We start from the raw sequence: 11,407 nt of genomic DNA on the forward strand, positions 1-11,407 counted from the left end.
ATACGGGTGCATCATCGACGTCTTCAATACAGAAAATATCAGTGCGGAATGTTTTCAGAGCTTTGCCCTGCAGGGTCCCTGCCGTCACGCAGCAGTCAGGGAATCTGGAGTGGGCGGCGGCTTGGCTACGAGCTGGGGCTGAGGATCTGAACGAATGGGTGACGTTGCTGGGAGCGCAGGCGTTGCCGGCGATGATCACTTTGGAACTGGAATTTCCGCCTGCTAGTAAAAAGGCCTCCGGGCTGTTGCTCTGGAGGCCTTTTTGTCAATTACAGACGAATGCGTTAGTTGTTCTTGGTCAAACGCTCGACGTCGTGGGCGATCATGTATTCCTCGTCGGTGGGGATGACCATGACCGTGACGGAAGAGCCGGCGGCGCTGATGACCTGCGGGCCGTTACCCACGGCCTCGCGGTTCTTGTTGTTGTCGATGCGCACGCCAAGCCACTCGAAGCAGTCGCAGAAAGCCTTGCGGATCGACCAGTCGTTCTCGCCAATGCCGGCGGTAAAGGTAATGGTGTCCACGCCCGCCATTGAAGCGATCATGGAGCCGGCCTGCTGCATGGCCTTGTAGGCGAACATATCGAAGGCGAGCAGGCAGCGCTCGTCGCCCTCGGAGGCGCGTGTACGGATGTCGCGGGCGTCGTTGGAGATGCCCGAGATGGCAAGCAGACCAGACTGCTTGTTCATCATGTCATCGACTTCCTGATAGCTGTAGCCGCCCTCGCGCTGGAGGTAGCACACGGTGGCAGGATCAATGGAACCACAGCGAGTGCCCATCATCAGGCCGTCGAGCGGCGTGAGGCCCATCGTGGTGTCGCGGCACACGCCGTCCTCGATAGCAGCGAGCGAAGCGCCGTTGCCCAGATGACACGAAAGCAGACGGTGGCAGCGCGAACCCAGGATCTCCTTGGCCATCATCCACTCGTAGCGGTGGCTCGTACCGTGGGCGCCATACTTGCGCACGTGGTACTTGTTACACACGTCCTTGGGCAGGGCGTAGGTGTAGGCGACCTCGGGCATAGTCATGTGGAACGAGGTGTCGAAGACGGCCACGTTGGGCAGCTCCGGATACTTCTCGCGACAATACTCGATTGCCGCTGCCTCGCCGTAGTTGTGCAGCGGGGCAAGCGGTGCCACCTCGAGAATCTTAGCCATGACCTCATCGTCGACGACCGCGGAATCGTCAAAGTACCAGCCACCCTGAACAATACGATGCCCAATGCCATCAATCGTAAAGTCGGTCTTCTCGAGCTCCTCGAGCACACGTGCGATAGCCGAACGGTGGTCCGGGAAGGGGACCTCCTCGGTTTGCTTGGCGCCACCATTCTCGGAGTGGCCAAAGATGCCCATGTCCGAACCGATACGTTCGCAGTTGCCCTTGGCGAAAACCTCGCGGGTATCGGTATCCAAAAGCTGATATTTAAGGCTTGAGCTACCGGCGTTGACAACAAGTACGTTCATGAGACTCCTTTGCAGTGCGATACGGTCGGCGCAGACCCCTTAAGGCGGCCGCATGTTAATAAGAAGTTATCACAACTTAATAAATAACTATCAGGCATATCGCCCAACGAGCACAAAAGAGGGGCCGAACGGCGCTCGGTCGTCCAGCCCCTCCCCTTTTGCAATTACTTGCCGTTGACGATGCGCTCGACGTCGGAAGCGATCATGAACTCCTCGTCCGTGGGGATAACGAAAATCTTAACCTTGGAATCCTTGGCAGACAGGCACCATGCGCCGTCACCACGCAGGGCGTTGCGGGCATGATCCATCTTGACGCCCATAAAGGCCAGGCGGTCGGCCACGCCGGCGCGGACGGCAGGAGCGTGCTCACCGATGCCGGCGGTAAAGACCAGGGTGTCCATACCGCACATGGAGGTGGCCATCTCGGCAGCCTTGGCGGCAATCTTGTAGACGAACATATCGAAGGCAAGCTGGGCCTCGGGGTCACCGGCAGCGGCGAGCTCCTCGACGTTGCGGCAGTCGTTGGTCTTGCCGCCGGTCACAGCCAAAAGGCCGGACTTCTTGTTCATCATCTCGTCGACCTCGTCGAAGGTGTAGCCGCCCTCGCGCTGCAGGTAGCACACGGTAGCCGGGTCGATGGAGCCGCAGCGGGTGCCCATCATAACGCCGTCGAGCGGCGTCAAGCCCATGGTGGTGTCCATGCACTTGCCGTCCTCGATGGCGCACAGGGAAGCGCCGGAGCCGATATGGCACACGACGACCTTGCGGGCCTCGCCGTTGGTCATCTCGGCGACCTTCTTGGAGATGTAACGGTAGCTGGTGCCGTGGGCGCCGTACTTACGGATGTGCAGCTTGTCGCAGACGTCCTTGGGCAGGGCGTAAGTCTTGGCGACCTCGGGCATGTTGAAGTGGAAAGCGGTGTCGTAAACCGTGACGTTGGGCAGGTCGGGATACTGCTCCAGGCAGTACTCGATAACGTTGGCCTCGGGGTTGTTGTGCAGCGGGGCGAGCGGAGCGACCTCGCGGATCTTGGCGAGGACATCCTCGTCGACGAGGGAGGAATCGCCAAAGTACCAACCGCCCTGAACGATACGGTGGCCGATACCCTCAATCTTGACGCCGTTGGCCTCGAGGTCCTTCAGGACAACCTCGATGGCGACCTTGTGGTCGGGGAACTCGATGTTCTCGGTCACCTTCTTGGAGCCGTTGGCAGCATGGGTGAAAGTGCCGCCGGTAAAGCAGACGCGCTCGCAGGAGCCCTTTGCGGACACCTTATGGGACTTGGTATCGATGACCTGATACTTAAGGGTCGAAGATCCTGCGTTGACGACCAGAACGTTCATGTGTCTCCCTACTAACAGGCGGTGTGGCGCCGCCAGGTTACATACGCTTCAATAATAAACCCAAACGCCCTCGCGCTCGGGTTTATTGCGTTGATATATAAGTTATCGGTGCCCAAATACTCATGTCCTTTGGCTTGTAAGACGAAAGAGCGCGGGGATATACACCAAAGAAGAGGTTCCGAGTGCGACAAGCAATATGACTCGAATGCCCGCGATGCTGCTCAACACAGCATTGAACAGATAGAAAAGGATGGCGCCCACCGCCACCATCTGGCTTTGAACCGAAATCAGTGAACAGCGCATCGAAGAATCGGCTACTTTTTGAAAAATTGAGTATTTAATTGGAGCAAATAACGAGTACGCAACCGTCTGCAGCACATAGAACACGGGCAGCAAATTAGCCGGAGTAAGGGGAATCAAAAACAAAGCTGTCAGGAAAAGGCGCACGATGCCGCAAATACGCGCAAAGCGGCCCTTGTCGACATGAGCAATCGCGCAGGGCACAATAAGTCCCATGGAGGCCGAGGCAAGGAGCTGGACCGCAATGGTGACACCCGAAGCGACGGCATTCATTCCGCGACCCGCAAGCAGCAGTGAGAAAAAGTCTTCCAGGGCGACAAAAGCAAATGCCTGAGAACAGTCCATGATGAACGCTGAACGAAGAATGCCATTACCCGCAATAGCGGCACCGATCATCTTCGGGCTAATCCCATGTTCAGGTGTCGTCGCAATGCCCCCTCTTCGCATCTCAGGAATGCAGACAACGACAACCAACGTCAACACCATTGCGATGATATCTGCCGAAAGACCAATGAGATATGCACCGACGGACGAAATGAAACCGCCCACGCAAGCGGAGATGGCACAAGAGGCATAGAAAACAAATCGCTCAACGACATTAAGTCTTACGAGCTGGTCCTGAGAGACGCTGTCAATGTAAATCGCTTCGATGGATCCGCTCACACACGCAACGGCAAAACCTTTGAGAGCGAACGCACCGACTAAAAGCAGGGGAGAACGGACGAGAAGCAGGGCGGCGTAGTATCCAAGCATCCCCACGACGCCAACGAGACCGCTTGTCTTTCGTCCAAACCTATCAGCAATATAGCCAGTGGGAACTTCAAGGATGAACTTGCTCACTTGATATGCAATCATCATGCTAGAAATCGATACCATCGAAAGTCCGACGAACTCAAGGTAGACAGTTAGAAAATACAAGATGGTGCTGAAGTTCGACAGAAAAACGAACGTCATATAAAGCAAAACCGTACGGTTTTTCATGCTCCGCCCTCCAAGAGTCAGCAATCTAAATCGGAATCTTGGAAAAGCATGAGGGCAAAGCTGTCAGCTATGTGTTACAAGGCGTCAATAATCACTTGATGCCTCGAAGCCAATTAATCTCACGAAGCAAGATGACGCAATAGGTGCAGAAAAACCGTCTGGTGTCGATCAGTCCAGGAATTTTGCCGATAGCAAAAGTAGATGGGCAAGGTTACATCACGCGAACCTTCAATGGAGCACTCACTCACTTCTGACCCATCCGATGCGAGAGAGGACCCAGACAAACTCAATATCAATCCCCCGGCTTGAAGAAACTCAGTCTGAGCCCTGCTTCCGTATTCAACATCACGGAAGCGAAAATTGACGAGCTGGGCTTCGGGACATTGATTGATTGCATTGAGACAGGGTGACAAATTAATGGGAACAGCGAGCCTGCCGCCCAGTAACTCGCGAATGGTCATGGCGCCCACAGATTGATGACCCGCTGGGCATGAAAGAACCTTGAGCTCCTTTTCACCCAAATATTTTGAAGAAAGGACGCTGTCCCGTGGTTCCTCGAATGAGATAGCCGCATCCGAAATGCCAAGCACAAGTGATTCAAAGCATGTAGCCGTTGGCTGATGCCACACATCAAGGTGAATCTGAGGGTGCGAGCGTTCAAACGAGTCATACCAGCTTTCGGCAAAAAGGCGCCCCCGCCCATGAAGGCAGGGGGCGTAAAGACGAAAGTGGCCATCGGGCGAAACGCCGTCGCCCCTCGATTGAGCGTACTTTTTGAGATCGTCGACTTGTGCCAGGATCACGCGTGCACGACGCGCAAATTCTCTGCCCGCCGGAGACAAAACAGCCTCCCCCGCCGATCGGTCAAGCAAAACAATCTGATACTCAGATTCCAACTTTTTGATTGCCGACGAAACGGCCTGCGGACTCACATGAACGGCGCGAGCTGCTTTGCGCACGCCGCCATAGTTCGCCACCGCTTGAAGGTATTCGAGTTGAGAAAGCTGCATAGATTACTCCAAAGGCAGCCAAGTCGACGGACCAAGCGCCCTCAGATGAGGTTCTCGCCCAGGTTTTTGCCGCCGAGGACGTGCATGTGGAAGTGCATGACGGTCTGGCCGGCGTTGACGCCCTTGTTGGAGATGACGCGGAAACCGTCCTCCAGACCCTTGGCCTTGGCGACCTCTTGGATGGCGTGAGCCATGGCGCCCATGGTCTCGGCAGGCACGTTGTCGGCGATGTCGCTGTAGTGCTTCTTGGGGATCACGAGCGTGTGGACCGGCGCCTGGGGGTTGAGGTCATCGAAGGCGATGACCTGGTCGTCCTCATAGACAACGGTCGAGGGGATCTCGTGGTTGGCAATTTTACAGAAGATGCAATCACACATAGCTGGTTCCTTTCTCACAGACCAAGGTAATTATATTTGGTCGAGATGCTTAGAACGAGAGGTTGTCGTCCGTGTTGGCGGCTTCGCCGTCGGCGAGCACGTCGTTGCCGTCGACGTCCTTAAGGAGCACCGAGACCTTCTGCTCGGCATCGGACAGGCGGGTGCGCAGGCTCTTGAGGAGCTCGACGCCGCGGGTGTAGCTCTCGAGCGACTCCTCGAGCTCCATATCGCCCGACTCCAGGCTGCGGATGATGAGCTCCAGCTCCTGCGAGGCCTGCTTGTACGTAAGCTGCTCTACCGGGGTCTTCTCTGCCATATCTGTTTCCTTTCCTAAGGGTCTATCACTGCGAAACGCGGTCTACTCGACCGCGTTGACGGTTGCCGACACGTTACCGTCCGCCATGCGCACGCGGATGGCGTCGCCCGGCTTAAAGGTCTGGGCACTTATAGCCACACCATCGTCGCTGTACGCGATGGAATAGCCGCGGGCAAGTACCTTAAGCGGCGACAGGGCATCGAGCGAAGCCGCTGCACGGCCCAGGTCGGACGCTGGTTTGCTGAGCATCGTGCGCCCCTGATGCTCCAGACGGGAACTCGTAAGCGTGAGCGCATGGCGTTTGCCGTCGAGCCCTGAGGTGCTTGCAACCAGACGCTCGGGCAGACGCTCGAAGTTGGAGCGGAAGACCCCGACTGAGCGTACTATGGCGCCCGACAGGCGATCGGCAGTCAGTGCAAGCTCCGATTCGCGACGCTCGACCATAAATGTGGGGTCGTTGAGGCACGGGCGACACGCAGCGGCATCGAGCGCATCACCCAAGCGAGCCGTATAGGTATCCCAGGCACGGCGACCGCGCTGATCGAGCATCTCCAGGTCGACCTGGGCCGACCCAATCATCGATGCCATCGCGGCACCCAGACGCTGATGGCGCGCCTCGAGCACATCGGCCAACTCCGTCATAGCCGGCGCCACCGATTCTGCCGCCGCCGTGGGCGTGGAGGCGCGTCGGTCGCTCACCATGTCGCAAATCGAGGTATCGGGCTCATGGCCAATGCCGGTCACCACGGGCACAGGACAAGCCGCCACCGCGCGGGCAAGCTCCTCGTCATTAAAGGTCATGAGGTCCTCAAAGGAGCCGCCGCCGCGCACCAGCAAAATACAGTCGGGCGCCGGCGTAATGGAAGCGGCGCGGCGCAAGCCCTCAATGAGCTCGGCCGGCGCACCCTCGCCTTGGACCTTGGCGCCCACGCAAACAAGCTCGACGAGCGGGTTGCGACGGCGCAGCGTACGCTTGACGTCGTCGATTACCGCACCGGAAAGCGAGGTGACGGCCGCCACGCGTGAGCAAAACACCGGAATGCGGCGTTTGCGGGACTCGTCCATCAGGCCCTCGCGGCGTAGCTTTTCGGCCAACTGCGCCACCTGTTGACGCAGCAGACCCTCCCCCGCCAGCGAAAACGAGCGAGCGACAAAGCTCATGCGGCCCGTGGCCTTATAGAGATTGAAGCTGCCCTTAAAGCTCACCTGCATGCCGTCACGCAGATCGAAGGTACGCTTGAGATAGGCGCCCTTCCAGATGATGCAGTCGACGGCGGCCGAGTCGTCTTTAATCTGGAAGTAGCAGTGGCCACTTCGGGCATTGGGACCACGGAAACCCGTGACCTCGCCCAGGACGATCAGTTGCGGAATAGCATCGAGCGCACCGGCGGCGATCTCTACCGCCTGGCTCACGCTGAGCTCTTTACGCTCCTGCTCGTCCGAACCGTCGAACTCGGCGGAAACGCTATTGCCGGTTAGATTCCAACCTGCCACGCAACCTCCTTTCGTTATCGTGCACAAAGGCTCTGGCCCTGCGCAAATTCAAGTCCAACACATAGTACAGCGCCGCGGGGACACAAATCCCCGCGGCGCCCAGCGACCCAATTTGTTATCGGTTGGAGTTTCTGTTGTAGCGAGCCATAAGATAGAGCAGCTGAATAATCGAGGTGAGTGCCGCCGCCACGTAGGTAAGCGCGGCTGCCGTCAAGACCTTCTTGGCACCGTTGACCTGCTTGGAGCTCATACCCGACTGCTCAATATACGCCACGGCGCGCCGACTGGCGTCAATCTCGACCGGCAGCGTAACGAACTGGAACAGCACGCTAAACGAGAAGAAGATCAGCGCGAGGGTCGTGAGTCCCGCGATGTTCATAAACAGGCCCATGAGCAGCACGATGGTCCAAGTGTTCTGGGTAAAGTTGACGACCGGCACGAGGGCGGTGCGTACCTTCATCATGGTATAGCCGCTTTGACGCTGAGCGGCATGGCCTGCCTCGTGACAAGCGACAGCAACGCTTGCGACCGAGCCGCCCGAACGGTTGGAATCCGACAGATACAGATTGTTGTCCTGCGGGTTGTAGTGGTCGGTAAGCTCACCAGCGACGCCCTTGATACCCACGGCGTTGCAACCGTTGGCGTCGAGCATGCGGCGAGCGACCGTGGCACCCGTGTCGCCGTCCGAGCGAACCTTGGACCACGTCTTGTACGTCGAATTGATATAGTTCTGTGCGGCAAGGCCAAGCACCGTGCAGACAAGCACAACCAGCAGGTACAGCGGGTCGATGCCAAAGCCGTATCCATAGTAGTAGGGCATACGAATTCCTCCGAATCGAGTTACACGTTGGAGGCATTCTACCCACTCGCCCAGCAGGCAAGTCAGCATCGATGTTTAGGCATTGTCAGCGAAAACGGCCGAGAGCGAGCAAGGTGACGTGAAAGAGAAGCGACGCGTACTTTGGTACGCGAGCGACGATTGAACGTCAGATTGCCGCTCTCGGCCGTTTGCAGCGTCGAGCTGTTACGCGGTTTGGTAAAACCGCGTAACTATATACCTATAACAACTCAATCTTTCCGTCCTTCACGGTGAGCCCCATATTGCCCGAGAGCAGATCGTCCAGACGCGAACCCACAAGCTCAAAGCGCCAGCCTTCGCGCAGGGGGCTCTGCTCGGGATGCTCAATATAGTCGGCCAGGTCATCGCGCGAGGCAATGACCGAGGTCGCCACGCCCGAGCGCTCGGCAACTAGGCGAATGAGCGCATACATCAGGTCCGTCACGCTCTCCAACTCCGGCGAAATCTGACGGTGCCCGCGCACCATGAGCGGCAGGCGATCGTGCGGGCAGCTCGCACCGCGCTTGATGGCCATGAGCGCACCGTCCACGTCGCGCTCCCCCAACTGATCGGTACCGCGGATGCTACGGAACTCCTCAACGCGCACAGGGTTGCGCTTGACGAGCGCCAGCAGCGTGTCGTCAGACATGACCCATTTGCGCGGGATGTTGCGGCGCTCGGCGCGATCCTCGCGCCAGGCGGCAAGCTCGCGCGCGATACCCAGCTGGTGACGGCTGCACGAATTGATGCGTTTGACCTTGCGGAACGCCTCGTGGCGATCGGCGCGATAGTGCGACTCGTCGGCCAGCGGGCGCAACTCGTCGAGCACCCAGTCCACACGGCCCAGCTCGCGCAGGCGACTCATCATCTCGGTATAGGCGACGATCAAGTACTTGACGTCATCGATCGCGTACTCAATCTGCTTATCGGTCAGCGGGCGACGCGACCAGTCGGTCAGCGACTCGGTCTTGGGCAGCGAGACGCCGCAAAACGTCTGCACGAGCGCGCCGTAGGAAATCTGCTGGCGCTCGCCCAAAAAGGCGGCGGCGACCTGCGTATCGAAAATCGGTCGTGGCAGCACGCCCACGGTATGGAGCATAACCTCCATATCCTGCGAGCAGGCGTGGAAGACCTTGGTCACGCTCTCATCGGCCATAAGCTCGGCCAGCGGCGACAGGTCGTCGATTACCAGGGGATCGACCGCTACGCTCTCGGCAGGGGTGGCAATCTGGACCAGGCACAGACGCGGATGGAACGTGCGCTCGCGCAAAAACTCGGTATCGACGGCAATCGCGTCGAACTCACGGGCGCGCTGGCAAAAGTCGAGTAGAGCCTGATGTGTGGAAATGTACATATCAACCCATCGAATAAGGTTAGGCCCGAAAAACACGGGTAGGATATCGGCATTGCCTTACAACTATACTCGGTTAGTCACAGAACGGGAACGTAAGTATGCGCTGCCTTATCATCCACAACCCGGCATCGGGCCCCAGCTCAGATGAAATCTACGCGTTCACGCACGCCCTCGCGCAAGGCGGCGACGAGGTCGTGATGCGCTTTATCGGCGATGGCATGGAGCCCGAGGACGCCGTGGCAGACGTGCGCGAGTTTGATCGCGTGGTCGTTTCGGGCGGCGACGGCACCGTCTCCAACGTGCTCGATCAGATGCGCGGATGCGGTGTCCCCACGCTCATCTTCCCCTCCGGTACGGCCTGCCTGTTCTTCAACAACATCGGCAATGCCCCTGAGGCGGCGGCGCTCGCCAAGGCCTGCCGTGCCGGTCGCACGGTCAAAGTCGACATGGGCGAGCTCTTTTGGCTCGACGAGGACGGCAACGAGAAGCGCCACGGCTTTATCATCATCGCCGGCTCGGGCTTCGACGCCGAGATCATGATGAAGGCCGCTCCCACCAAAAACGACATCGGCGAGATCGCCTACTTCCTCTCTGCGCTCGCCACGCCCAACCCCACGGTGGCGCACTTTACGATTGAGCATGACGGCATTGTCGAGGAGCTCGACGGCATCTGCTGCATGGCCGGCAACACCTCGGTCATCCAAAACGACATCAACCTGTTCCCCGACTGCCGCATGAACGATGGCATGGTCGACATTGCGGTCATAGAACCCGTGCGCACCGTGCAGCTGCTGCCTACTGTGATCACCGCTGCGCTTGACCCCGCCGGCAAGGTACTCGGGCGCCCGCAGTTCAAGATCATCCAGACCAAGGAAGCCAAGATCACCTGCACCCCGTCGCTGGGCATGCAGTTCGATGGCGAGATTATCTCCAGCAATTCGGGCGTCTTTGGAGCCCGCGCGCTTCCGCAATGCCTCGACCTCATCGTCGACGAATTCTCACCGCTCGGAAAATAGGAGGACCCCATGAACGACAATCCCCTGATCGGCTTTATTGTCATCGTCTTGGCCATGCTCGTCGGTTACGCCATCAACGTGATTCACCGCCGAAAGAAGTAAATCCACATTGGTATGATATTCATCCAGTTATGGCCTCTCCCGCTGTTTATGCATTCGTCAAACAGCGGGGGATTTTCATTTCGGGCATTCCCAGCTACTTTATTCGGCTACAGTAATTACAGGGCGTCTTTATTAAAGTAAAGCTGCAAACTGAGTACGATTAACCGCTCATCGCATATTTCATCACGCTTATCGAGTAAGTTTCTTTCATAGATGAATATTGTTTCCAGTTCGTTACGCTAATGAGGTGTCTTTATTGGCTGAAGCCCTCTGGCGACAAAGGGCTTTCGCTCGCTGGGAGGGAAAATGAGGAAAACTCGCCCCGTCAACGCGCTCAAGAAGCTAGGCATAGGCCTCGCCTTTGGAGCTGCGACCATCATGTCCATGCCGACATCTGCGCTCGCCTGCACGCAAATGTACATGGGCAAAAACCTTACGGCCGACAACAACACGTACTATGGTCGCGCCGAGGACTTTGGCCCGCGCTACCTCAAGCACTTTGGCATTGAGCCGTCGCATGCCCCCGGGTATACCTACGGCTCAGACGAGTCCGGCTTCTCATACAGGTCGACCAAGACTACATATCGTTATAGCTACGTGCGCGATCATCCTTCGCAGTGGCACGGGCGCTATGATGCCTACTCTGAGGCAGGCATCAATGAGAAGGGCGTGTCCTGCTCCGCAACGCTGACCACCAACATGAACGATAAAGCCGCCAAGGCAGACCCCCTGACCGACACTGGCATTGGCGAGTATAGCTAGGTTGATTTCCGATCTCAGCCGAACACATTGAGCAAATAGGCCGTTCCCGCA

Annotated in this window: 11 protein-coding genes; 2 read left to right on the plus strand and 9 right to left on the minus strand. The window is 57.9% G+C overall.

Annotated features, from left to right (window positions below):
* Positions 1-284: 284 nt before the first annotated feature.
* The 9 genes from DW645_RS09390 to rnd form a co-directional block, all read right to left on the minus strand.
* Complete coding sequence (locus DW645_RS09390) at positions 285-1,463, minus strand: acetate/propionate family kinase (protein ID WP_118227320.1); 1,179 nt, start codon at positions 1,461-1,463, stop codon at positions 285-287.
* 164 nt (positions 1,464-1,627) lie between these two features.
* Complete coding sequence (locus DW645_RS09395) at positions 1,628-2,806, minus strand: acetate/propionate family kinase (RefSeq protein WP_006234305.1); 1,179 nt, start codon at positions 2,804-2,806, stop codon at positions 1,628-1,630.
* A 120-nt stretch (positions 2,807-2,926) separates the two neighbouring features.
* The gene (locus tag DW645_RS09400; protein WP_117766170.1) at positions 2,927-4,087 is read right to left on the minus strand and encodes an MFS transporter; all 1,161 of its coding nucleotides are present in this window, start codon (positions 4,085-4,087) and stop codon (positions 2,927-2,929) included.
* Positions 4,088-4,206: 119 nt separating this feature from the next.
* On the minus strand, positions 4,207-5,097 hold the full coding sequence (locus DW645_RS09405; RefSeq protein WP_117766169.1) for a LysR family transcriptional regulator: 891 nt from the start codon (positions 5,095-5,097) through the stop codon (positions 4,207-4,209).
* A 41-nt stretch (positions 5,098-5,138) separates the two neighbouring features.
* A complete protein-coding gene (locus tag DW645_RS09410; protein ID WP_035137921.1) occupies positions 5,139-5,474 on the minus strand; it encodes a histidine triad nucleotide-binding protein in 336 nt (111 codons plus the stop codon).
* Between the two features lie 49 nt (positions 5,475-5,523).
* Complete coding sequence (gene xseB / locus DW645_RS09415; RefSeq protein ID WP_006234311.1) at positions 5,524-5,790, minus strand: exodeoxyribonuclease VII small subunit; 267 nt, start codon at positions 5,788-5,790, stop codon at positions 5,524-5,526.
* A gap of 42 nt (positions 5,791-5,832) precedes the next feature.
* Positions 5,833-7,284 carry an exodeoxyribonuclease VII large subunit gene (gene xseA, locus DW645_RS09420; protein ID WP_369831919.1) on the minus strand — a complete coding sequence of 484 codons (1,452 nt, stop codon included), beginning with the start codon at positions 7,282-7,284 and terminating at the stop codon, positions 5,833-5,835.
* A gap of 115 nt (positions 7,285-7,399) precedes the next feature.
* The gene (locus DW645_RS09425; RefSeq protein WP_118227321.1) at positions 7,400-8,104 is read right to left on the minus strand and encodes a zinc metallopeptidase; all 705 of its coding nucleotides are present in this window, start codon (positions 8,102-8,104) and stop codon (positions 7,400-7,402) included.
* 238 nt (positions 8,105-8,342) lie between these two features.
* Positions 8,343-9,476, minus strand: a complete 1,134-nt coding sequence (gene rnd / locus DW645_RS09430; protein ID WP_006234315.1) for a ribonuclease D — start codon at positions 9,474-9,476, stop codon at positions 8,343-8,345.
* A gap of 98 nt (positions 9,477-9,574) precedes the next feature.
* Between rnd and DW645_RS09435 the strand changes: the two genes are divergently transcribed.
* Together DW645_RS09435 and DW645_RS09440 are read left to right on the plus strand one after the other, a co-directional pair.
* Positions 9,575-10,492 carry a diacylglycerol kinase family protein gene (locus DW645_RS09435; protein ID WP_117790630.1) on the plus strand — a complete coding sequence of 306 codons (918 nt, stop codon included), beginning with the start codon at positions 9,575-9,577 and terminating at the stop codon, positions 10,490-10,492.
* A 408-nt stretch (positions 10,493-10,900) separates the two neighbouring features.
* Complete coding sequence (locus DW645_RS09440; protein ID WP_233540760.1) at positions 10,901-11,356, plus strand: C69 family dipeptidase; 456 nt, start codon at positions 10,901-10,903, stop codon at positions 11,354-11,356.
* Positions 11,357-11,407: the final 51 nt, after the last annotated feature.

This window comes from Collinsella sp. AM23-17 (assembly GCF_003470945.1).
Lineage (GTDB): Bacteria > Actinomycetota > Coriobacteriia > Coriobacteriales > Coriobacteriaceae > Collinsella > Collinsella aerofaciens_O.

Bases quoted from the DNA above. Each gene is read 5' to 3' on its own strand.
- DW645_RS09395 (WP_006234305.1), bottom strand. From the start codon at position 2,806: ATGAACGTTCTGGTCGTCAACGCAGGATCTTCGACCCTTAAGTATCAG.
- DW645_RS09435 (WP_117790630.1), top strand. From the start codon at position 9,575: ATGCGCTGCCTTATCATCCACAACCCGGCATCGGGCCCCAGCTCAGAT.
- rnd (WP_006234315.1), bottom strand. From the start codon at position 9,476: ATGTACATTTCCACACATCAGGCTCTACTCGACTTTTGCCAGCGCGCC.
- DW645_RS09400 (WP_117766170.1), bottom strand. From the start codon at position 4,087: ATGAAAAACCGTACGGTTTTGCTTTATATGACGTTCGTTTTTCTGTCG.
- xseB (WP_006234311.1), bottom strand. From the start codon at position 5,790: ATGGCAGAGAAGACCCCGGTAGAGCAGCTTACGTACAAGCAGGCCTCG.
- DW645_RS09440 (WP_233540760.1), top strand. From the start codon at position 10,901: ATGAGGAAAACTCGCCCCGTCAACGCGCTCAAGAAGCTAGGCATAGGC.
- DW645_RS09390 (WP_118227320.1), bottom strand. From the start codon at position 1,463: ATGAACGTACTTGTTGTCAACGCCGGTAGCTCAAGCCTTAAATATCAG.
- DW645_RS09410 (WP_035137921.1), bottom strand. From the start codon at position 5,474: ATGTGTGATTGCATCTTCTGTAAAATTGCCAACCACGAGATCCCCTCG.
- DW645_RS09405 (WP_117766169.1), bottom strand. From the start codon at position 5,097: ATGCAGCTTTCTCAACTCGAATACCTTCAAGCGGTGGCGAACTATGGC.
- DW645_RS09425 (WP_118227321.1), bottom strand. From the start codon at position 8,104: ATGCCCTACTACTATGGATACGGCTTTGGCATCGACCCGCTGTACCTG.